The following is a 22475-nucleotide window of genomic DNA, read 5'->3' on the forward strand; positions in this document are numbered from 1 at the left end:
AATCTGAACGCTTTTCTTGTTTTATATTGAAATGAATTATTGTCCGTTTGCTTCTTTAGCAGCGTCCGCTTTCATTTTTGCATTTGCTGTAATCGCAATCTCTACACGACGGTTTTGAGCACGTCCTTCTGCAGTTGTATTATCAGCAATTGGCTCTTCTATACCTTTTCCAGTAGATGTTAGACGAGAAGATGCAATTCCTTTCGAAATTAAATAATCTTTTACAGATTGTGCACGTTTTTGAGATAATGGTAAGTTATAATTTTGAGAACCTACGTTATCAGTATGTCCAACGATTAATAAATCTGTATCAGGATATTCGTTGAAAACTTCTACTAATTTATCTAAATTAGATTTAGCAACAGCAGTTAAAGAAGCTTTGTTGTAATCAAAAGTAACTTTAGAGTTTTCATCTAAAATTAAGTTAATTCCTTCTTCAGTTCTTACAACTTCTGCACCTGGTAAAACTTGCTCAATTTTTTGCGCTTGTTTATCCATATTGTTACCAATAACACCACCAGCAGCTCCACCAACAGCAGCTCCGATTACAGCACCTAAAGCAGTGTTACCACCTTTACCGATATTATTACCTAAGATTCCTCCAATAACACCACCAGCAACAGCACCAATACCAGCACCTTTTTGTGTATTATTTGCATTTTGTACAGCTGTACAAGAAGACATCATAAATGAACCTCCTAATACAATCGCAGCTATTTTAGTATTTATTTTTTTCATAATTTCTAAGTTTTTTAAATTGTTGATTAACGTACGAAGTTATAAATCACTTGAGCAATTTTTCCGTTTGCATTGATATCTTGTACCAATTTCATTGAATTTGCATCAACATAATCTACACGCATTTTATATCCTGCTGTATTTTGTTTCGCTTTGATTCCTGTAACATCTTTGAAGATAAAGTAAGTTGTAGAACCATCTTGTTGTAAATCCCAAATAATATTTGCTGTTCCTGAAGGGCAATCTCCGCCAGCGTTATTAAATGTATATGTTCCTTTTTTGTTGTTTTGAACTAAGTTCCATGTAGAACCTTCATAACATTCTGGGTTTGCTGTGTCAAAAACTTTCGCAACTGCATCAGTAACTTTTACATTACCTTGTACCTCGTTGGTTGTTAAACCTTGGTAGTCTACATTTGTCAAAGTCCATGCACCTCTCACTTCTTTACCTGTTTGTATTTCTTGTTTTGCAACGGTTGTAGATGCACAAGAAGTTAAAAATGCTGAAGCGCATATCCCAAATAATAAAATACTTTTTTTCATAGCTATTTATTTTATCTATTATTAATCTTAAAAAACGGCTTCTATAAATTAGATTTAATAAAGTTTTAGAAAAAAAACGACTTCTAATACATCTGATTAGATAATCATTCTTTAAAAACGCTTATTTTAATTTTCAGCTTTAATAATATAGATTAAAGATGAATACTGTCCATTATTTTTAGCTAAATAATTTGACTTTAAAGCAACTTTTATTGCATTAAAGTAACCAAATTTATTTCCCTTGTATTTCTCTGAAAGTAAACTCACATAAAATGCGTCAAGTTTCATTGGACTAATCTTATCAATTTTCATACCAAAGTTACTAAGTAAATTACTCATACTTTTATCAGAGAAGTGCCAAAGATGTCTTGGTACATCATAAGCTGCCCAATATTTACCATAATATTTAGCATCATATGATTGATGATTGGGAACGGCAATTATTAATACTCCATTATCCGTTAAATGATTTTTTAATTCTCCAATAATCTCATTTAAATTAGGGATATGTTCCAAAACATGCCACAACGTGATGATATCAAATTTTTGATCATTATGTTCTAATTCTGTAGAAGTAACTTTTTCGTTTCCAATTTTAGATTGTGCAATTTTTCGTGCCGAATCATTTGGTTCCATTCCCAAAACATCATACCCATTTTTTTGTAGATGTTCTAAAAAATCTCCAACGCCGCAACCATAATCTAGAATCTTTTTACCATTTCCAACTTTATTAATCAATTCTAATTTATTATTTAGATTGATTGATTTTGCCATTTGATAAAAACGTTCGAAAATTGATTTCTTTCCATCGGTATGGGAAATGTAATTTTTACTTTCGTAATACTTTCCTAAATTTTCGATAGGCTGGGGGAGAGTGTACAAAACTTCGGTTTCTGAATCTTCGTAAATCTCGAACTTTTCTCCTGTTAAAAAATAATCTTTTAAATCTAATTTCTTAATACCAGAAAATCCTTCTTTTGAAGGATTTTCTTGAGATGTTTCACGTGGAACATTTTCCATATTATCTTCCCATGTAAATTAATAATACACTTATATCTGCTGGCGATACACCACTAATTCTTGATGCTTGTGCTACCGTTGCAGGTTTTATTTTTGTTAATTTTTGACGAGCTTCTATTGACATCGAACCAAAAACATGATAATCTATATCAGCTGGAATTTTTAGATTTTCCAAACGATGCAATTTATCTGCATTCTGTTGTTCTTTCTTAATATAGCCTTTGTATTTGATCTGAATTTCTGTTTGCTCTAATTCTTCTTGATCGTATTCATTCGTTTCAATAAACTCTTTCACACGATTCAATTTTGTGAAATCAGAAAGCTTTAATTCAGGACGAGAAATAACCGAAATCATTTTGTTTGGTTGTTTCAAAGGTGTTCCTTCGCGCTCTTCAATTACATCATTTATCTCTTGTGGCTTGATTGAATTCTCTTCGAAATAATTGACTAGTTTTTCAGCTTTGTCAAATTTTTCTTCCATTCTTCTCAAACGATCTTCTGAGGCTAAACCAAGTTCAAAACTTTTTCTTGTCAAACGTTCATCCGCATTATCTTGTCTCAATAGAATACGATATTCAGCACGAGACGTAAACATACGATAAGGTTCTTCTGTACCTTTTGTAATTAAATCGTCGATTAAAACTCCTATATATGCTTCGTTACGATTTAAGATAAATGGATCTTTTCCTTGAATTTTCAACACAGCATTAATACCCGCCATTAAACCTTGAGAAGCAGCTTCTTCATAACCTGTTGTTCCGTTAATTTGACCAGCGCAATATAAGTTATCAATTAGCTTCGTTTCTAAGGTATGTTTTAATTGTGTTGGTGGAAAATAATCGTATTCGATGGCATATCCAGGACGCAAAATTTTTGCATTTTCAAAACCAGGAACAGAACGTAAAGCTCTTGCTTGAATATCATCTGGCAAAGATGTTGAGAATCCATTTATGTAGAATTCCATCGTGTGCCAACCTTCCGGTTCAGCAAAAATCTGATGACGATCTTTGTCTGCAAAACGATTAATTTTATCTTCGATAGATGGACAATATCTTGGTCCTGTTGATTTAATTGTTCCGTTAAACATTGGAGAACGATCAAAACCTTCGCGCAATAAATCGTGAACTTCTTGATTCGTATAAGTAATCCAACAAGAACGTTGTTTTGTTAATTTTTGTGTATTTGTATATGAGAATTTTGAAGGATTTTCATCACCTGGTTGTTCAACCATTTTCGTATAATCGATAGAACGACCATCTACACGAGGAGGAGTTCCTGTTTTCATTCTTCCAGCTTCGAAACCTAAATCAACCAATTGTTCCGTAATTCCAAAAGCAGCAGATTCTCCCATGCGTCCACCTCCAAATTGTTTTTCTCCAATATGAATCAAACCATTCAAGAAAGTACCATTTGTAAGAACAACAGATTTTGAACGAATTTTCATTCCCATCGCTGTAATTACTCCACAAACTTTACCATTTTCAATGATTAAATTTTTAACCATATCTTGAAAGAAGTCAACATTCTCTGTTCTCTCTAAAGATAAACGCCATTCTTCTGCAAAACGCATACGATCTGATTGCGCACGAGGCGACCACATTGCTGGACCTTTTGATTGATTCAACATCTTGAATTGAATCGCAGTTTTGTCGGTAATAATACCAGAGTATCCACCTAAAGCGTCAATCTCGCGAACAATTTGTCCTTTCGCAATTCCACCCATAGCAGGATTACAAGACATTTGCCCGATTGTTTGTAAGTTCATTGTAACAAGAAGCGTTTTTGCTCCTAAATTTGCTGCTGCCGCTGTTGCTTCTGCACCTGCGTGACCACCACCAACTACAATTACATCATATTCTGATTGAAATATCATTTGATTTGTAAACTTATTTTTCTTGTTGAAATAATAAATGTTCCACGTGGAACATTATTGATTTAGATAGCTACTAAACGTTTCTAAATATTGATTTTCTTTAGCAGTCATCAATTCTTTGTCATCTGGTTCTTTGTCCATATAACCAGCAAAATGTAATATTCCGTGGATAACAACACGAGCCAATTCGTCCTCAAAAGAAACACCATTTTGCTCTGCATTATCTTTGATTCGTTCGACGCTAATAAAAATATCACCCATCAATTCGTCTTCAATAGAATTATCGAAACCGATAACATCTGTGTAATAATCGTGGTCTAAATATTGTCGATTAATTTGAAGTAAGTATTCATCATCACAGAAAATATAGTTTAAATCTTCTATTGTTTTCCCTTCATTCTTCATACTCTCTACGATCCAATCTATCCAAGTTTGAGCATCTTTTAGCTCAAAATCTGTTTCGTAAAATAATTCTATCATTGTTCTAAAACCAGTAACCTAAACTTAAATTAAATAATCCTTTTTTTGTGTAAGGCAAATAACTCCAAATGAAATTTAAAGGTCCTAATGGACTATCGTAGCCATAGGTAACGCCATACCCAAGATATTTGTAATCTGTTAAACTTAATTGCTCAAATCTATCTGTGATATTTGCAATATTCATAAATACACTTGTGTAATGATTTTTCAAAATTCGAGCTTGAATATGAGAGCCAAAAAGCAATTGATTGTCGCCAATCGCAGAGCCAAAAGGAAGCCCATAAAACTTGGTATAATTTAAAAAATCTTGTTCAACATAACCTCCGATATAAAACTTCTGAGGCATTGTTACATTATCGTTGAAAAAGGTTCCAAAGTTAGCAGTAAATCTGTAACTTAGGAAATTATTTAACGGAAAATTTGCCTCTAAACTCGATTCTAACAAATAGTTATTTTCAAATCCAGTTACATTAGAATCAAACAAATACTTAAAGCTTCCATCAAATTTTAAACCACTACGCGCAAAATTTGCATTATTTCGATTATCTGCTTTAATATATCCATACGCTTTCCAATAATAACCTTCGGATTTTGCAGGAAATTCGTCATTAGAAGAGATGAAATTATTCGTGAAAACTTTTGTGTATTGATGCTCCAATCCAACGCCAATCGCATATTTTTCTTTAATCGTTGATTGAATGTAGAGTTGATTGATGTATTCTCTAAAGTTATAATTTACTTTTTTGTAGATATTATCCTGACCAAAGAAGTTTCTTAAATCAATTTCTTTGTCAAAATAATGCGAAAAAGAGTTGAAACCAATACTTGGAAAATAACCATTATCAATGAAAAAATTGATGTTATATCGCGCATAATCTCCAACCACAACATCAGCAGATAGCACCGAGTTTTTGACGAATAAATTCTTTGAAGTGAAGTTTAAAAGTAATCCTGTTTTGAATAAATCATCGTAATGTAATCCAAAACGGATTGATTGTTTGGTCTTATTTTCTTGAACTTTTAACGTCAATAAATTCTCTTCATCGTTAATTTCTGAGATTTTATACGTGATATTATTGAAGTTTCCAGAAGCATATAGTTTCGAAATTCCAGCTTTTAAATCATCATATTTTATAATTTCAGGAGTACGAATTCTTAGCTTACCTTCGATATAATTTGTGTTGAAATTTTTCAATCCTTCAACTTCGATTTCTTTGACCAAAACATAATCATCAAGTTTGATTTCGTTTCGAGTTTTGTTCGAAGCATGCTGTTTTTTTGCAATTTCTTTGAGTTGATCATACACTTTTTCTGAAGCAATAAGTCCGCGATTATAAATAGAATCTACTTCATCAAAACTTGTAACTGCATATTCTTTTAGCTCTGGTTTAATCAATAAATCGACTAATTTCTTTTGTTCATCTGTTTTTTTAACGATACTCATCGTCATAATTTGACTCAAAATATCAATAGCAGAATTTAGATCATCACGTTTTTGTAAGCCATCACCCAGCTCAACACCGATAATAATATCAGCACCCATATCTTTCACTTCTTTCACGGGGAAATTGTTGACAACGCCACCATCAACATATATTTTACCATCAATTGTGACAGGATCTAACATCGTTGGATAAGCGCCAGAAGCCAAAATAACGCGAGGTAAGAATCCCGAACGAAAGACTTTTTCTTCTCCAGTTTCGAGATCAGTTCCAATACAAACAAAAGGCGTTGGAAGTTTATTGAAATCATCAATATCATGAACTGGACGCAATAAATAAGTCAATAAATCAAGCGGACCTTGACCTTTTGAAATGGCATTTGGAATCGTTAATTTGAACTTATCAAAAGGTAATTCTAAGATGTATTTTTCTTTGTATGCTTTCTCGAAAAAAGGAATCTCTGCACGATCTTTATTTTGCATAATCAATGAAGAAATGTCCAATTGATGCATGATTTTCTCGAGTTCGTCAGGTGTATATCCAGCGGCATATAATCCACCGATAATCGCACCCATACTTGTTCCTCCGATGTAATCAATTTTGATTCCAGCTTCTTCAATTTTCTTCAAAGCGCCAACATGTGCATAGCCTTTTGCGCCACCACCACTCAATACAACACCCACTTTTAGACGCGTTGAATCGTTCTTCGTTTCTTGTGCAAAAGAAATGGTTGAAATAATGAAAATGAAAGCAAAAAGACTGCGCATAAATTGATCTAAATTGAGGAATAAAGATAGCAATTTTGAATCTAAGTTGTAGAATTGTTTAACCTATTCTACATTATTTTCATAACAACTTAAATAATATGAAAATTTCGAAAAGTCTGCAGAAAAAGCTTTATTTAGTTTTAGAAAAGGCTTTAGTTTTTCTATTTGTGAAACAGAAAGTGGATATGAATCATAAATTTCTGTTGGATAATCATCCTCATTTAAGATAAAATCATTTAAATAAAAAAGAATCTGTTCAGATGTTATTTCTAATTCGAATTCATTGTTCAGAGAATCGTCAGAATTACTATACTCTTCAATTAATCTAATTATTTTATCCATTTATTTTTTTTTAAATTACAAAAAAAGAGCTACTTTTCTGTAACTCTTTCAATAAATTATTCTTTGTAATAAACGCGTTTTATACGTTGGGAAACCGAAGTTAAGACTTCATAAGGAATTGTTCCTAACCATTCGGTAACGTTAGCTAAAGTTGGCGAGTTTCCAAAAATAGTCACTTCGTCACCTTCTTTACATGGAATATCGGTAACATCAACCATCATCATATCCATACAAATGGTTCCGGTAATTGTAGCCAAATGTCCATTAATACCCACTTTTCCTTTTCCGTAACCAAGCGAACGACGAATTCCGTCTGCATAACCTACAGGTAAAGTTGCAATTTTGGTATGACGTTCCGCTGTAAAGCGACGACCATAGCTTACAGTTTCGCCTTTTTCAATCTCAGAAATCTGAGAGATTACCGTTTTGAAACGCACAACAGGTTTCAAATATTTCTCCATAAAATCGGTATATTCAGAGTAGCCATACATCCCGATTCCTAAGCGAACCATGTCATATTGATGCTCTCCATATGCTACAATTCCAGGAGAATTTAACGCATGTTTGATTGGTTTTATGTTTAACGCAGTTGTAATTGCCGCATAACTATTGTCAAAACGATTCAATTGGTATCTCGCATAATCTTCCTCCTCAGGCATATCAGCAGTTGCTAAATGCGTGAAAATAGAGCGAACATAGACATGCGAATTATCTTTTAGAATGGCAATTAGCTCTTCGAAATCATCTTCATGAAAACCAAGACGATTCATACCCGTTTCCATTTTTAGGTGAATTGGATAAGGCGAAGAAATCTGTTTTTCTTGTAGTTTCTGAATGAATAATTTCAAGACGCGCAAACTATAGATCTCTGGTTCCAATTGATAATCGATAACAGTAGAGTAACTACTTTGTTCCGGGTTCATGACGATAATTGGAACGGTAATTCCAGCCTCGCGCAATTCTTTTCCTTCGTCTGCAATCGCTACGCCCAAGAAATCGACACCGTTATTTTGTAAGGTATTTGCCACCTCAAAACTTCCTGTTCCATAACTATTCGCTTTTACCATGCACATCAATTTTGTGGTAGGTTTTAGCAATGAGCGGTACACATTTATATTTTCGATAAGGTGTTGCAAATTAATTTCGAGAACAGAATCGTTGGAACGTGTTTCTAATTCACTCGAAATTTTTTCTAATTTGAACGGACGAGCGCCTTTTAATAAAATAGCTTCGTTGTCGACGTTTTGATGACGGAACTGCTCTAAGAATTCTTCAGTCGAATTGAATGAACGAACATAGGATTCAAATAAATGTTTGAACTGAGAAATTTTTTCACCAATTAAAACTATCTCATCAAAATGATAAGGATTCACTAAATCGGCAGCTTGTTGATATAAATCTTCGTCAGATAAATTACTTTGTAAAATATCCGTCAAAACCAGCGATTTTTTATCGCGTGGTTGTTGATTTAACACATTTAGACCAATTTTTAATGAATTTAGATCAGAATTGAATGTATCATTAATTAAAATTGAATGATTAATCGCTTCTTTAATTTCCAAACGCATTTCGATTGGTAGAAGTTGACTAAATTCGTTTTTAAGTTGTTTATAATCAATATTTAAACTAATTAAAGTCGTTAAGCAAATTAAACTATTTTTAATCGAAGCATCATCGATAAAAGGAATCGAATAGGTGAATTCTTGTTGATTATGTAAAATAGAAATTTGCGTATTAGTCTGATTACTTTGTATTTGCTTGATCTGTACAGTGGCAGAATTGGAGTAACCGTAAGTATATTTATCTGTTTTTGCTAAATGAGCGTTTTCAAGAATAGCTTGATGAACTTTTTCGTTTTCGATATTGAAAACTAATTTATCAACATGAGAAAATAGTTTCAGTTTTTCCTGAATCAATTCATCTTGATTTTTAAAATTCTCTAAATGCGCTTCTCCGATTTTTGTCAACACACCTATTGTTGGTTGAATAATTTCTTCGAGATTTTGCATTTCATTTGGCATCGAAATTCCAGCTTCGAAAATACCCAAATCGTTTTTCTCTTCCATTTGCAAAACAGAAAGTGCTGCTCCAAATTGAGAATTGTAACTTTTTGGACTACGAACAATCGAGAATTTTTTCCATAACAATTGATTCAACCACTCTTTGACAATCGTTTTTCCATTGGAACCGGTAATTCCGATCACAGGAAAATGAAATTGTTTGCGATGAATTTTTGCCCAATTTTGCAAAGCAAGTAGCGGATTTTCAACCTCGATAAAATTTGCATGAGGCAAATTTGTCAACGCTTTTTCTACGACAAAATTTCGAATTCCTCTTTGATAAGCATCTTGCAAAAACAAATGTCCGTCTTTTTGGTTTCCGTGAAAAGCAAAGAAAATTCCGTGAATTGGATTGACAATCATGCGCGAATCAAAGAAAATTTGATTGATGATTTCGTCTCCATTTCCAATCAAAGTACCGTTGATGATACTTGCAATTTGATTTAGATTATAAGTTTTCAACTTTATGTTTGTTATGTTCTTCCCAGAAAGCAACTCGGCTTAATGGTTCATATTCTAGTACTTCGCCAAGTTCTACAAGACGATCACTGTCAATTTTTCGGTGCGAATAATTGGCTAAATTTCCTGTACGAACGCAGATTGCATGCACTTTTGTTACATACTCGGCAGTCGCCATTAAATTGGGCATTGGACCAAAAGGACGACCTTTGAAATCCATATCCAAACCAGCAACAATAACGCGTTTGCCTTCGTTTGCCAATTGATTGGCTACGTCTACAATTCCTTCATCAAAAAATTGTGCTTCATCAATCCCTACCACATCGCAATCATCAGCCAATAATAAAATTGCTGAAGAATACTCAACTGGCGTTGATGTAATAGAATTTTGATTGTGTGAAACGACTTCGCGGTCCGCATAACGCGTATCTATCGTAGGTTTGAAGATTTCGACACGTTGTTTGGCAAATTCGGCACGTTTTAGACGGCGTATAAGTTCTTCGGTTTTACCAGAAAACATTGAGCCACAGATGACTTCTATCCATCCACTTTTTTTGTTATGATTAAAGGTATTTTCGAGGAACATAGTTCAAATAATTTAGATTAAAATGTGAGAACAAATTTACGGAATAAATTAGTTGAATGAAGTAAAAAATTAAATGAAGATAGAGATATAAGAAAAGTTAAATAAATGCGTTCTAAACTTTAATGTTATAACAACAACACTTATTTATTTTATGGAAACTCAACAAGAAAATAATAATCAAGAAATTGATTTGGTTTTTTTAGCGAAGAAAATTAAAGGTTTTTTTCTATCAATAGGTTTTTTAATCCTACGATTAATCAACTTTATTATTCGAAACAAAATAATAGTAATTATCTTGTTCATTTTAGGTATATCTCTTGGGGTTTATTTTGATAAAAAATCAAAAAATAATTTTAAAACAGAAGTTGTTGTTGTTCCAAATTTTGATAGCGTCGATTTACTTTATTCAGAAGTAGAAAATTTTAAATCGAACTTAAATTCGAACAAATCTAAATATGACTTTTTGAATGATGTTGTAGATTTAAGAATAGAATCTATAGAAAATATAAATAGTATTCTTACAGATAAGGATAATTTGGAAATTTTTAAAGTATTAACATCAAATGGACAAGATTTATCTAAAATTTTGAAAAATGAAGAGTTTAAAAAGAATTATAAATATCATTTAATCACGTTGAAAACAAATTCATCGGTGAATTCTCAAAAAATCATTGATTTTTTATTAAATACTATTAATTCTAAACCATATTATAAACAAAGGTCTGCTTTCGCAATTAAAAATCAAACTAATGCTAAACAACAAGCAGAAAAGAGTATTGAACAAATTAATAAGATTCTAGAAAATTTAGGAAATGGAAGTGTTTCTGTTGTTGGTAAAGATTTGAATATTAATAGTTATGATCAATTATCTAATGTAATTGAGATGAAAGATTATTATATGAAAAAATTAGTTGATATTAATACTAAGTTAATTGAGTATAAATCTACTATTTATCCTGTTAATACATCTTTTAACAATAAAATACACCAAAAGATATATGAAAAAATGGTAGTTATTTTACCACTTTTTTTGATTGGTTTCTACTTGTTTTTGTCTTATATCAAATATTTGTATGCGAAGTACAATAATCTATACCAAAAGACAAAAATTACAAATGCTTGAAAAGAGCAAAAATATTATCAAAAACAAGGAAATTAAACAAGGTTTAATCACACTTTTTTTAAGAGGAATTGGTGTATTGACGTTATTTGGTTTTACTATTTTTTTTAATCGAAATTTTGATTCTTCTGTGGTGGGCGATTACGAGTTTACTCGTATGTTTTTACTCGTATCAGGAAGTATTTGTTTGTTCGGCACAGATATCTCTATTTTATATTTCGCAGGAAGATTGAAAAGCGAAGAAAGATTTTATGAACTAAAAAAATTGTATTATAAAATATCAATTCTAAGTTTTCTTTTTTGTTTAATAATAGGACTTATTTTTTTTATTTTTTTTGATTCAACTTTTATTAATTCTTTTTTTGGTTCGGAAAACTCATATAAAATAACATCTTATAGTATATTGTTTTTATTTTTTAATGTTTGGACTCTTTTTAATACGGAGGTTTTGAGAGCTCTTGACCAAATTGTTTGGTCTGAATTATTTCGAAATACATTCAAGTTCTTTCCTGTTATCTTTGGCGCAATCATTTTATATGGAAGTGAAAAAGAGGAAAGTATTGTCTTTTATTATATTTTAGGTTTTGTAATTCTAGGTCTTATTACTTCAGTTTTTGTATTAGTCCTTTTGAGTAAAATTCCGAAATCAAAACATAATTATTCATCAATAACTTATCGCGAAATAATAGATTATTCTTTGCCAATGGGAATAAGTAGCTTTGCAGTTTATTTATTTTCTACAATTGATATTATTATTTTGAGAAACTATTTTTCGAGTTCAGATGTGGCTTTATACGCTTTGGGAATAAAAATAATGGCAATTTTGAGTATGGTAATTTTAAGCATCAATGTTAATCTTTCGCCACAGATAGCTGAACTTTATTTGAAGAATGAGTTAGACGAGTTAAAGAAGGTTTTAAGACATTCGAGTCGATTTATTTTTCTGTTAAGTGTAACAATAGGCTTAATAATTATTTTATTTTCTGATTACATTTTACCAATATTTGGAGCAGAATATATTGCAGCGAAAACAGCTTTATTAATTCTTGTTATTGGACAAATTTTAATTTCAAGTTTAGGAAGTTCGGCTGCTTACTTGAATATGACAGGAAGACCAAAAGTTTTTCGTAGTTTTCTATTGATTGCTTTGCTAATTAATCTTTCCTTGAATTTAATTTTGATTCCTAAATTTGGAATAATAGGAGCGTCTATAACGTATGTTTTAACAATTCTTTTTTGGAACTTATGTGCTGTTATATATATTTACCAAAAGGATAAAATAAAAATTTATATCAATTGAAATGAGAGTTACTCTACAAAAAAATAAGTTAACATTTATACTTCTTTTTTTATTGTCAATTCTTATCGCATTGATAGGAGAGAAAGTATTGCCACAGAAGTTCTTTATAGATGCTAATACAATTGTTTTTGATTATTATAATGAAGCAGGTTTCAAAGGAAGTTATCCGCTTACAATGTCTTTTTATAAATATACTCAGTTAGGTAAATTACCTTTTAATGTAGTAGGTGTTTTTCAGTTGTTTTTTTATTATATTATTTTATTCAAAATAGGTGTACCAAAGGATTTTCATATCCTTACTATAAAAAATATAATTGTTTACTTAGCTTTTTTGATGATAGGAATTTTTATCTCAATGCCTTCAAAAGAGTTTATTACATTTCTATTTATTTCACAAATTGTTTTCTTATTTCAATCTAAAAAAATAGGGTTTGATTTATCACTTTTATATTCTTTTTTAATATTAATAATATTTGGAATATTCTTCAGGTCTTATTTTGCATTAATACCTGTTATATCTATTTTATTATACTTTATTTCGAAAATAAAGTACACAAACAGGACATTCGGAATAATAATAATAAGTGTATTAGTAATAATTCTATTTTCAGCGTTACATTATTTAGCAAAGGGAGAATTTTTTTCTGATTTAGCAAGAAATTCTGTAAATGAAGTTAGACAAGGCTCTGAAGATGCAAACTCTATGATAATTCCTCCATTAGAACCTACAGGATTATTAGCAGAGTTAGTGAATACTTTTTATAGTTTTTTATCAGTTAATTTCCCAATTGTAGAATATAAGCATTTATTATCACCTCGAATTTTTCTATTTATTATTTGGCAGATTTTATTTACAATAATTTTTATAGTTCGTTTTTCGTGGGCCATAAAAGATCCGATAAAGAATAATAGAATATTATGGATATTTTATTTTCTGTTTTCTTATCTAGCAATCCAAAGTGTTTTTGAGCCAGATTTAGGTTCAGCAGTTAGACACAAAATTGGAATTTTACCATTGTTTTATTACGTTTTCTACTATGATAGTTTCTCTAAAAAAGTATAATCAAATTAATCAGTTATTGATCATACTAATTGCATGTACAATTGTTTTTAGGAGTATTTGTACACCTATTATTATACTTTTTTTAGTGTTTAATTTACTTCATTATAAGTTTATCATTATTGAAAAAAAACATTTTAAAGATATTCTAATCATAAGTTCTCCGTTATTAATTAGTTTACTGTTTTTTTTCAATAATGATACAATTTCAGGAGGATTCAAATCTGTAGAAAAATTATTGACATTAATTATTTTTCCAATTTTTGTTTTAACGAATAAAAACTTGAATATCAATTTTATTCTAAATCAATATAGGATCTGGTTTCTCGTTATATTATTAGGGTTTTTAGTAAGATTTGTTTTAATTTTTCCTGAGAAAATAACGAAATATATTAATGGAATTGATTTGATAGAAATTGGTTATCAATTTGCAATTTCATTAGGCTCGCATGCACCATTACTTAATTTACAGGTTGGATTTTTGAGTGTAGTTCATTTTTATTTTTTGATTCAATCAATTGTAAATAAACAATTTTATAGAATGTTTTTTAACATCATTCTATTTTTCCTTTCCTTTTGTTTAGTCCTAATTGTCAATACTCGTGTCACGTTATTAGCTGTTATTATTTGCGTTGTTATTATTTTGGTAAGAGAACTTATTTCTATATTTTCATTAAAGAAAACAATGATTGGTTTATTCGCAGGGTTAATGATAACTACCACAATAATAGGAGGTTTTGTTAAACTTAATCCTTATATGTACGAGAAATACTCTTCGGTTACTTTTATACATATGGATAAAGTTGGAAAGCTAGATGAAATTAAAAATCCAGAAATTGTAGTGTTTAATGCTTTGGTGACAAGAGTCTCTATTTGGAAAGCATCTGTAGAAGTCGCAAAAGAAAATTTACCTTTTGGAACAGGAGCAGAGATGGGTAAAAAAGAACTTTTTGATTATTATAAAAAGACAAATCAACATTTCTTAGCTAAGTACGAATTTCCAGTTCATAATCAATTCTTAGATTTCTCAATAAAATTTGGAGTTATAGGCTTTATAGTTTGTTGTATTTATATATTTTTTCCGTTTTATAAAAGCATAGATTTACTTAATTTCAAATCACTATTTATTTGTTTTGGAACGTTGTTCTTTATTTCGAATTTAACGGATGATTTTTTAATTCGATTTGATGGAATTGTTTTTAGCGGATTATTTTATTCATTGTTTAGTAGTATTTCAACCTTTAAAAAATAATAAATGAAAAAAGCTATAATTATTGATTGGCTTGATAAATACGGAGGTGCAGAAAGAGTAATCGCAAAGCTTAATCAAATTTTTCTTTTTGACGAAGTGTATACTTTGACTAATATTATGAAAAAGGAGGAGTTTTTGGAAATTTTTCCTCAAAAAAACATACAGGTTCACGATACTTTTCTTAGAATTTTAAAAAATAAATTTAGATTTCTTTACTTCATTTTCTTTTGGGTAATAAACCGAATGAAAGTTTCTCCAGAAGTTGATTATTTTATTTCTTCTTCTCATTCTATAGCGAAAGGCGTTACAAAATCTCGAAAAGACCAAATTCATATAAGTTATTTTCAGGCGAGAAATTCAAATTATATCTGGGACGAAATAGACCTATACTTTGGTAAAAGTAAATATCTATTCTTTCCATTATTATTAATTCTTAGAAAAATTGATATTAAACAAGCTCAGAAACCTGATTATATAATTTCTAACTCTAAGTTTGTTCAACAATGGGTAAAAAAAACATATAATAGAGAGTCTATTGTAATTTATCCACCCGTTAATTTCGAAAATTTTGAACTTGTAAAACATAAGTCAGATTATTACGTTATTGTAGGTAGAATGGCTTCAATAAAAAGATTTGATGTTGTTATAAAAGCATTTAATCAAAACAAAAAGAAGTTAATAGTTATTGGAGATGGAGAAAAGTTAGATGACCTAGTAAAGCTATCGACCTCAGATAATATCCATTTTTTTGGTTTTTTAGAGTCGAAGTTAGTAGGCGAATATATCTGTAAGGCAAAAGCTTTTATACAAGTTGGTATAGAGGGGTTTGGAATAGCTCCATTAGAAGCGCAAGCTTGTGGTACACCAGTTATTGCTTTTGCGAAAGGAGGTGTTGTGGAAACTGTAATAGATAAACAAACAGGTGTTTTTTTTGATGAACAAACTGAAGAAAGTTTAAATTTTGCAATAAATGAGTTCGAAGAACTTCAATTTGATCAGACTTTAATAAGGAATCATGCATTAAGTTTTTCTCATGAAGTTTTCGAGAAAAAAATGAGAGATTTCGTAGAATCAAAAATAAAAAAAGTATAACGTAAATTTTATAATGGGTAATCTTAATAAATTTAATTTTTCAATAAAAATAGGATTCTATATTTTAGATGCATTGATTATTATTTTTGGTTTACTTTTTTTTATTTGTAATCAATACCAATATTTTTATCATACTAAGTTAGCTAGACTTCCTTATTTTTCTGAATTACTCGATGCTCATTACAAAGCAATTTTACTATTATTAATCGCTTGGTTTGTTATTGCAGATTATGTAAAACTCTATTCTATAAAAAGAGTCAATTTTCTTAGAGAAATTCTTCGAAAAATAGTGTTGCAAACATTTTTCTTTTCTTTGATTATTTTTACAATTTCTGGAATAAAAAAAGAGGAGCTATTAGCGAATCAATTAATTGTTTATTTTGTTACCATTTTATTTGTTTATCTAATCTTTACACGATTACTAGTGTTTTTTATGAGTAGATACAATTTTCAAAGAGGGAATGATGTGAAGAATGTTATTGTTTTGGGAGAGAATAGTAATACTCCACGTTTTAAATCGATTATAGAGAATAGAAAACATTATGGCTATAGAATTATCAAAACAAATAATATTATTGATAATGATTCATTAGAAACAGTTTTATTATCAAATAAAGTTAAAGAAATATTTATATCTCAATTAGGATTACCTATATCATTACAAGAACAAAGTATTGTTAACTTTTGCGAAGATCATCATATAAAAGTAAGCTATATACCTTATTCGTTGAACACGGAATTAATAAGTTTAGATGTTGTATACATTGATACTTTACCAATTTTTAGATTTAAAAAATTTCCTCTAGAAAAAGCGGAAAATAAATTGATCAAATCCTTATTTGATGTTATCATTTCTTGTTTTGTTTTAATTTTTATAATGAGTTGGTTGTTTCCGATAATTGCAATTTTAATTAGGTTAGATTCGAAAGGTCCTATTTTTTTTAAACAAAAGAGAAGAGGAATCAATGGAGTAGAGTTTGACTGCTATAAATTTAGAACAATGCGTAATGATGGAACAAATTCCATTAAAGCTACAGTAGTTAACGATAATAGAATTACAAAAATTGGAAAGTTTCTTCGTAAAGCAAGTTTAGACGAATTGCCACAATTTTTTAATGTACTGAACGGAGACATGTCTCTTGTAGGTCCACGACCGCATATGATATCACAAGATATACATTACAGTGAAATTATAAGAAAATATAATCTTAGAAATTATGTGAAACCAGGTATTACAGGTTTAGCACAAGTAAAAGGTTATCGTGGAGCTATAGACTGTGATAAAGATATGAAAGACCGTATACGAACGGATATTTTTTACGTACGTAATTGGTCACTTCTTTTAGATTTACAGATTATTTATCAAACAGTTGTTTTGATTTTCAAAGGAGATGAAAATGCAATATAATTCACAAAAAAAACCTCTTATAAACTTTATAAGAGGTTTCTCGAATTAATTCGAAAATATATTTTATACAATATAAGATAAATTATCTTTCGTATCTTTTTTCATTTTCGGTTCCAAAGCTAGCGATTTTATATAACCACCATCCCATCAATGCGCATCCGATGAATGTAAATAACCATCCAAAGATAACGCCAATTGGAGATAATAAGTTTTCAAAAGTCCATTTGAAAATATCACCAATCGCAAAAAATAAATCAGTTATAACTCCCATATTCTAGTTTATTGCTTAATTTGCATCAAAGTTAATAAAATGTTGGTTAATCTACTTGACAAAAGGAATTTTTTTATACAGATTTTTATCATTGTGCTGTTTACGTTACTTGGAGTTACTAATTTTAACAGTATTGATCTGAGTAATTTAGAAAAATTAGGCATAGTCCTGACGATTTTGACGATTGCTTTTGTGGGGTATATCGACAATACGAATGATTTAATTTCGACTTCATCCTATCCAACTTTTGTCTATATTTTATGGATCATGCCTTTTATTGCAGGTTTATCCGATTATCGAATTGCAGGAAGTTTGTTGCTTGTGACTTATGTAACAGTGCAATTACTCTATTTTGAGTCCGAAAAAAACGATACGTACAATGCATTTGATATAGGCGTTTTTATGAGTTTTGCAATTTTATTAAGTCCACCACTTATTTTCTTAGGAATTGTAGTTTTTACTTATTTCTTGACTTTAAGAGTGGTAGAACCAAAAATTCCTATCCTTGGTTTTCTAGGATTTATTCTTCCTATATTAATCGTTGCTCAAGTTAGTTTTCTGCTCGATTATTACTTTATGTTCGATTTTTATAAAGAACAATTAATGTTTACAATGGTACATTTCGAATGGAAACAATTGTTTTTAGTTCCAATTGCAATTATTCTAATTTATTCAATTATCAATCATTTCAAGAATGTGAATAAATTGACAGCACAAAAGAAACGTATCTTTTTGTTGATGCATTTTATGTTTGGAACAATGTTGATTACGTATATTCTTTACGGAGGAAATAATGACGCTTATCTTGCCTTCTTAGGTTTTAGCATTATGTTAATGTTAACAAGATATTTTAGCGAAAGCAAACCCAAAATAGAATGGCTAAAAGAGGCATTTCTTTGGGTTTTTATGATTTGCTTGCTAATCTATAATTTTTATGATAGAATCCCGAGATTCTTCTCCTTGATTACGGAGGTAAGTTTTTAATTCGAATTCTTTTCCATCAAAAATACCATAAGTAAAGTAGTTAATCCAATCACCAAGATTGATATGACGCGCTTTGCCTATCGCAATTTCCATTGGTAAATGTCGATGTCCGTAAATTAGATAATCGTAGTATTTTCGATGCAATTGTTTACGGCTATACATGATTAACCATTCATTATCAACGCCCAAAAAATTAACATCTTCATCACCCGAAATCATTTTATTTTTTCGCGAAGCTGTAATTCCCAACCACATTGCCAAATCGGGATGAAGTAGATAAAAAAGAAATTGACAAACTTTGTTTGTAAAAACCTTTTTCATGCGTTTGTAGCCTTTATCGCCAGGACCTTTTCCATCGCCATGAACAATAAAAAATTCTTTCCCATTGATGATAAAATCCTGCTTATCTCGGAAAACAATCGCATTGATTTGTTCTTCCAAATAATCTTTCATCCATAAATCATGGTTTCCAACAAAGAAATAAATTGGAATTCCACGATCAGAAATTTCGGCTAATTTTCCTAAAACACGCACAAATCCTTTCGGAACAACGTGTTTATATTCGAACCAAAAATCGAATAAATCGCCAATCAAAAATAAAACACCACAATCGTCTTTTATTTCGTCAAGCCATTTTACAAACAATTTTTCGCGCACCAAACTATCTTTTTCATTCGGAGCACCAAAATGATGATCCGAAGAAAAATAGGCTTTTTTACCAGCTTCTAACTGAATGTTTATTGGTTGTCCTCCGCTAACCATTCTGCATAAGAATTTTCAGTTTCGTGTAATTTCAAAGCAACCAAATCAATATTCGTTGGTAAAAGAGGTTTGATTTTATCCACAATCCATAAAATCATATTTTCAGCAGACGGTTGATAATCTGTAAAAACAACATTATGTCCTTCTGCTAATAATTTTTCTCCTAATGTTTTGTGAGGCGAATTTTCGTTCAATAAAATGGCGTGATCAAAAAGATTAACAATTTCTTTGTTCACAATTTTTTTCAAATCTCCAAAATCCATCACCATTCCAAGTTTCACATCGTTGGTGTCCTCAGAAGGTGTTCCTTTCACAGTTACAAATAATTTGTACGAATGTCCATGTATATTTTTACACTTTCCGTCATAACCATGCAAAGCATGTGCAGTTTCGAACGTAAAAGCTTTTGTAAGTCGAATGATTTTCATTAAATTTAGTACTAAACTTTAATTTGCAAAGGTAATGGAAATCAAAACAATCGTAAATTCTTTGGTTGATTTATTTTTTCCGATGCGTTGTTTGGATTGTCAAGACGTCATTCAACCTTCGCAATTTCTGTGTGTTTCGTGCTCAACAAAACTTGTTTTCACGCATTTTAATTTTGATCAAAATAATCGAGCTTATGATAAATTGAGAAATTTTTGCGAGGTCGAAAACGCTTTTTCTTTGTTAGAATTTAAACATCATAATACAACGCAAGCCATTTTACACGAAATGAAATATAGGAATCGTCCAGAAATTGGAATTGATTTAGCGCAATTGATTAAGTTTGATTTGAGTGATTATGACGGAATTATTCCGATTCCATTGCATTCAAAACGATTGAAAACAAGAGGCTACAATCAAGTAGAAAATTTTGCACTAACGTTGGCTGAAATCAACCAGATAAATTATTTTTCGGATGGATTAATCCGAACTAAATACAATTCATCTCAAGTAAATGAAGACAAAAAACACCGATTGGAAAATTTGAAAGATGCGTTTGAAATCAATCCAAATCTTAAACCTGGACATTATATTTTGATTGATGATGTCTTAACAACTGGTGCAACAATTGCATCGGCAATAAAAAAGTTTAATCTTTCTGAAAATTTTAAGATAAGTGTAATTACCATTGCTTGTGCTTAATAACAAGCTTTTTCTTAACTTGCGCCCATGAATAAGACGACACGTTTTTCGCTTTTGATGTTAACCATTTTGACGGTTATTTCTTGTGCAAGACAAGGTTCACCAACAGGAGGACCTAAAGATGAAACTCCGCCAGTTTTCCTAAAAGCTGATCCAGATACATTGGCTACGAATGTAGATGTCAATTTGCAAGAGGCTACAATCAACTTTGATGAGTATATTCTTCTGAAAGAATACAGTAAAAATGTGGTTGTTTCGCCATCGTTTCAGATTCCTCCAATTGTGACGCCGCAAGCTTTAGCGAAGAAGAATATTTCGATTAAATTTCAAGAACCATTGTTACCAAATACAACATATAGTTTCAATTTTGGTGATGCGATTCAAGATTTTAACGAAAATAATAAGTTATCAAACTTTCAATATGTTTTTTCGACAGGTAGTTTTATCGATTCGTTGAAGGTAACAGGTCGTGTAAATTCGTCTTATGATTTCAAATTACCAGAAAAGATATTGGTCGGGCTATATAAAGTAGATAGTACATACAAAGACAGTATCATTCTGCAAAAGAAACCATATTACATTGCGAGAGCCAATGATAAAGGAGAATATCAATTAAATTATTTGGCTTCGGGTAAGTATAAATTAATTGCTTTTGAGGATAAGGTAGAAAATGTGATGTACGATTATGGAAAAGAGCGTTTGGCTTTTCATAACGAACCAATTGAGCTGAATGCGAATCAACAAATCAACTTGAATTTATTCAATCAAAAACCAGCTTATCGTAAACCTGAAGCGAGTTTTAAACAAGAAGGTTTAATTGTTTTTAAAACGACAGGAGCAACGGATGATGTTACGATAACGCCGGTTGGGAAAGAATTCAAAACGGCTTATATTCAGAAGTTTCCAAGACAAGATTCGATTAATTTTTGGTTCAATCCAAAAGTGGATACAATTGTAGGAAGAAGTGCAAAATTGAATTTCAAGGTTCAACATAAAGATCAAATTGATGAAGTAAGTGCATTATATTCAAAATCGAATACAGAACGAAAATTAGAATTTAAAGCATTGAATGATCAAAAATTAGCACCAAATAAACCGTTTAAAATTCAGGCAAATGCACCAATAAAATCATTGGATTTATCTAAAATTTATGTGTTTAAGGATACGGTTTCCATTCCATTCAAAGTTTCGATCGATACAGTGAATGCTCAGAATTTGAATTTTGCTTTTGAGAAAAATTTAGATGAAAAATTTGAAGTTAATATCTATCCAAATGCGTTGACAGACGTGTTAGGAGAGAAGAATGATACACTTGCTTATCCTATAAAAATGGGAACGCGTGGAGATTTTGGACATTTGAAATTAACGCTTCAAAATACACCATCAAAACCATTTATTTTACAGTTTTTAAAGACTGATAAAGATTTTACAGTAATTGAAGAAATTTATAATCCAGCAAATAAAAACTATTTTGAGTTCAATTTTATTGAGCCAGGAGAATATTTGTTCCGTTTATTGGTTGATGAAAACGAAAATGGAAAATGGGATACTGGCGATTATTTATCAGGTAAACAGCCCGAACCAATTTATTTGTATCCAGAGCCAATTAAAATTAGAGCGATGTGGGATGCGACCGAAACTTGGGTTTTAGGAGAGGCAAATCAACCAGTTTCTTTACCAAATGATGACAAAGATTCGGACAAAAATAGAATACGTCGAGGAGAATTGAAAGAAGGCGAGGAGCGTCAAAATCCACGAACAGCAAATAAGAAATCAGAGGAATAGTTCT

Annotated in this window: 21 protein-coding genes; 9 read left to right on the forward strand and 12 right to left on the reverse strand. The window is 30.6% G+C overall.

The window, feature by feature from the left end; genetic code table 11:
* Positions 1-36 precede the first annotated feature (36 nt).
* The 9 genes from N5E64_RS00210 to N5E64_RS00250 all read right to left on the reverse strand — a co-directional run bounded on the left by N5E64_RS00210 (position 37) and on the right by N5E64_RS00250 (position 10309).
* On the reverse strand, positions 37-738 hold the full coding sequence (locus tag N5E64_RS00210; protein ID WP_280035011.1) for an OmpA family protein: 702 nt from the start codon (positions 736-738) through the stop codon (positions 37-39).
* Positions 739-764: 26 nt separating this feature from the next.
* Positions 765-1280, reverse strand: a complete 516-nt coding sequence (locus tag N5E64_RS00215) for a lipocalin family protein (RefSeq protein WP_114998594.1) — start codon at positions 1278-1280, stop codon at positions 765-767.
* A gap of 126 nt (positions 1281-1406) precedes the next feature.
* Complete coding sequence (locus N5E64_RS00220) at positions 1407-2300, reverse strand: bifunctional 2-polyprenyl-6-hydroxyphenol methylase/3-demethylubiquinol 3-O-methyltransferase UbiG (RefSeq protein ID WP_280035013.1); 894 nt, start codon at positions 2298-2300, stop codon at positions 1407-1409.
* Position 2301: 1 nt separating this feature from the next.
* On the reverse strand, positions 2302-4173 hold the full coding sequence (gene mnmG / locus N5E64_RS00225) for a tRNA uridine-5-carboxymethylaminomethyl(34) synthesis enzyme MnmG (RefSeq protein WP_185144108.1): 1872 nt from the start codon (positions 4171-4173) through the stop codon (positions 2302-2304).
* 54 nt (positions 4174-4227) lie between these two features.
* Positions 4228-4653, reverse strand: a complete 426-nt coding sequence (gene ybeY / locus N5E64_RS00230) for an rRNA maturation RNase YbeY (RefSeq protein WP_280035017.1) — start codon at positions 4651-4653, stop codon at positions 4228-4230.
* A 4-nt stretch (positions 4654-4657) separates the two neighbouring features.
* On the reverse strand, positions 4658-6862 hold the full coding sequence (locus N5E64_RS00235) for a patatin-like phospholipase family protein (protein ID WP_280035018.1): 2205 nt from the start codon (positions 6860-6862) through the stop codon (positions 4658-4660).
* Positions 6863-6925: 63 nt separating this feature from the next.
* A complete protein-coding gene (locus tag N5E64_RS00240; protein WP_280035019.1) occupies positions 6926-7204 on the reverse strand; it encodes a hypothetical protein in 279 nt (92 codons plus the stop codon).
* A gap of 56 nt (positions 7205-7260) precedes the next feature.
* Entirely contained in the window at positions 7261-9726 is a 2466-nt protein-coding gene (locus N5E64_RS00245; RefSeq protein WP_280035020.1) for a bifunctional UDP-N-acetylmuramoyl-tripeptide:D-alanyl-D-alanine ligase/alanine racemase, read from the reverse strand.
* The gene (locus N5E64_RS00250; RefSeq protein ID WP_038336222.1) at positions 9713-10309 is read right to left on the reverse strand and encodes a thymidine kinase; all 597 of its coding nucleotides are present in this window, start codon (positions 10307-10309) and stop codon (positions 9713-9715) included. The genes N5E64_RS00245 and N5E64_RS00250 overlap by 14 nt, the downstream gene beginning before the upstream one ends.
* Positions 10310-10460: 151 nt before the next feature.
* Between N5E64_RS00250 and N5E64_RS00255 the strand changes: the two genes are divergently transcribed.
* From N5E64_RS00255 to N5E64_RS00280, 6 genes are all read left to right on the forward strand, one after another.
* Positions 10461-11432 (forward strand): hypothetical protein, encoded by a 972-nt coding sequence (locus tag N5E64_RS00255; protein ID WP_280035021.1) that lies wholly within the window; start codon positions 10461-10463, stop codon positions 11430-11432.
* Positions 11425-12729 carry an MATE family efflux transporter gene (locus tag N5E64_RS00260; protein ID WP_280035022.1) on the forward strand — a complete coding sequence of 435 codons (1305 nt, stop codon included), beginning with the start codon at positions 11425-11427 and terminating at the stop codon, positions 12727-12729. Before N5E64_RS00255 ends, N5E64_RS00260 begins: the two co-directional genes overlap by 8 nt.
* A 1-nt stretch (position 12730) precedes the next feature.
* A complete protein-coding gene (locus N5E64_RS00265; protein WP_280035024.1) occupies positions 12731-13792 on the forward strand; it encodes a hypothetical protein in 1062 nt (353 codons plus the stop codon).
* A gap of 538 nt (positions 13793-14330) precedes the next feature.
* Complete coding sequence (locus tag N5E64_RS00270; RefSeq protein WP_185144112.1) at positions 14331-15041, forward strand: O-antigen ligase family protein; 711 nt, start codon at positions 14331-14333, stop codon at positions 15039-15041.
* Positions 15042-15044: 3 nt separating this feature from the next.
* Positions 15045-16133 (forward strand): glycosyltransferase, encoded by a 1089-nt coding sequence (locus N5E64_RS00275; protein ID WP_280035026.1) that lies wholly within the window; start codon positions 15045-15047, stop codon positions 16131-16133.
* Between the two features lie 13 nt (positions 16134-16146).
* Complete coding sequence (locus N5E64_RS00280) at positions 16147-17541, forward strand: exopolysaccharide biosynthesis polyprenyl glycosylphosphotransferase (RefSeq protein ID WP_125349127.1); 1395 nt, start codon at positions 16147-16149, stop codon at positions 17539-17541.
* A gap of 82 nt (positions 17542-17623) precedes the next feature.
* Here the strand turns inward: N5E64_RS00280 and N5E64_RS00285 are convergent, their stop codons facing one another.
* The gene (locus N5E64_RS00285; protein WP_125349128.1) at positions 17624-17812 is read right to left on the reverse strand and encodes a hypothetical protein; all 189 of its coding nucleotides are present in this window, start codon (positions 17810-17812) and stop codon (positions 17624-17626) included.
* 39 nt (positions 17813-17851) lie between these two features.
* Here N5E64_RS00285 and N5E64_RS00290 point away from each other — a divergent pair, with 39 nt between their 5' ends.
* Complete coding sequence (locus N5E64_RS00290) at positions 17852-18796, forward strand: DUF6427 family protein (RefSeq protein ID WP_280035028.1); 945 nt, start codon at positions 17852-17854, stop codon at positions 18794-18796.
* Here the strand turns inward: N5E64_RS00290 and N5E64_RS00295 are convergent.
* A complete protein-coding gene (locus N5E64_RS00295; RefSeq protein WP_280035029.1) occupies positions 18731-19558 on the reverse strand; it encodes a UDP-2,3-diacylglucosamine diphosphatase in 828 nt (275 codons plus the stop codon). The genes N5E64_RS00290 and N5E64_RS00295 overlap by 66 nt on opposite strands.
* Complete coding sequence (gene queD, locus N5E64_RS00300; protein ID WP_180905560.1) at positions 19534-19986, reverse strand: 6-carboxytetrahydropterin synthase QueD; 453 nt, start codon at positions 19984-19986, stop codon at positions 19534-19536. The genes N5E64_RS00295 and queD overlap by 25 nt, the downstream gene beginning before the upstream one ends.
* Positions 19987-20020: 34 nt before the next feature.
* On the opposite strand from queD, the gene N5E64_RS00305 reads away from it, so the two are divergent.
* The gene (locus N5E64_RS00305; RefSeq protein ID WP_280035031.1) at positions 20021-20686 is read left to right on the forward strand and encodes a ComF family protein; all 666 of its coding nucleotides are present in this window, start codon (positions 20021-20023) and stop codon (positions 20684-20686) included.
* Between the two features lie 27 nt (positions 20687-20713).
* Positions 20714-22471: an Ig-like domain-containing protein gene (locus N5E64_RS00310; RefSeq protein WP_280035034.1), complete on the forward strand. Its 1758-nt coding sequence runs from the start codon at positions 20714-20716 to the stop codon at positions 22469-22471.
* Positions 22472-22475 lie beyond the last annotated feature (4 nt).

It is taken from the genome of Empedobacter sp. GD03739, from assembly GCF_029843245.1.
In the GTDB taxonomy this organism is placed as follows: domain Bacteria; phylum Bacteroidota; class Bacteroidia; order Flavobacteriales; family Weeksellaceae; genus Empedobacter; species Empedobacter falsenii_B.

Coding starts and splice junctions, on each gene's coding strand:
- N5E64_RS00210 (WP_280035011.1), bottom strand. CDS start 738: ATGAAAAAAATAAATACTAAAATAGCTGCGATTGTATTAGGAGGTTCA.
- N5E64_RS00215 (WP_114998594.1), bottom strand. CDS start 1,280: ATGAAAAAAAGTATTTTATTATTTGGGATATGCGCTTCAGCATTTTTA.
- N5E64_RS00220 (WP_280035013.1), bottom strand. CDS start 2,300: ATGGAAAATGTTCCACGTGAAACATCTCAAGAAAATCCTTCAAAAGAA.
- mnmG (WP_185144108.1), bottom strand. CDS start 4,173: ATGATATTTCAATCAGAATATGATGTAATTGTAGTTGGTGGTGGTCAC.
- ybeY (WP_280035017.1), bottom strand. CDS start 4,653: ATGATAGAATTATTTTACGAAACAGATTTTGAGCTAAAAGATGCTCAA.
- N5E64_RS00235 (WP_280035018.1), bottom strand. CDS start 6,862: ATGCGCAGTCTTTTTGCTTTCATTTTCATTATTTCAACCATTTCTTTT.
- N5E64_RS00240 (WP_280035019.1), bottom strand. CDS start 7,204: ATGGATAAAATAATTAGATTAATTGAAGAGTATAGTAATTCTGACGAT.
- N5E64_RS00250 (WP_038336222.1), bottom strand. CDS start 10,309: ATGTTCCTCGAAAATACCTTTAATCATAACAAAAAAAGTGGATGGATA.
- N5E64_RS00255 (WP_280035021.1), top strand. CDS start 10,461: ATGGAAACTCAACAAGAAAATAATAATCAAGAAATTGATTTGGTTTTT.
- N5E64_RS00260 (WP_280035022.1), top strand. CDS start 11,425: ATGCTTGAAAAGAGCAAAAATATTATCAAAAACAAGGAAATTAAACAA.
- N5E64_RS00265 (WP_280035024.1), top strand. CDS start 12,731: ATGAGAGTTACTCTACAAAAAAATAAGTTAACATTTATACTTCTTTTT.
- N5E64_RS00270 (WP_185144112.1), top strand. CDS start 14,331: ATGTTTTTTAACATCATTCTATTTTTCCTTTCCTTTTGTTTAGTCCTA.
- N5E64_RS00275 (WP_280035026.1), top strand. CDS start 15,045: ATGAAAAAAGCTATAATTATTGATTGGCTTGATAAATACGGAGGTGCA.
- N5E64_RS00280 (WP_125349127.1), top strand. CDS start 16,147: ATGGGTAATCTTAATAAATTTAATTTTTCAATAAAAATAGGATTCTAT.
- N5E64_RS00285 (WP_125349128.1), bottom strand. CDS start 17,812: ATGGGAGTTATAACTGATTTATTTTTTGCGATTGGTGATATTTTCAAA.
- N5E64_RS00290 (WP_280035028.1), top strand. CDS start 17,852: ATGTTGGTTAATCTACTTGACAAAAGGAATTTTTTTATACAGATTTTT.
- N5E64_RS00295 (WP_280035029.1), bottom strand. CDS start 19,558: ATGGTTAGCGGAGGACAACCAATAAACATTCAGTTAGAAGCTGGTAAA.
- queD (WP_180905560.1), bottom strand. CDS start 19,986: ATGAAAATCATTCGACTTACAAAAGCTTTTACGTTCGAAACTGCACAT.
- N5E64_RS00305 (WP_280035031.1), top strand. CDS start 20,021: ATGGAAATCAAAACAATCGTAAATTCTTTGGTTGATTTATTTTTTCCG.
- N5E64_RS00310 (WP_280035034.1), top strand. CDS start 20,714: ATGAATAAGACGACACGTTTTTCGCTTTTGATGTTAACCATTTTGACG.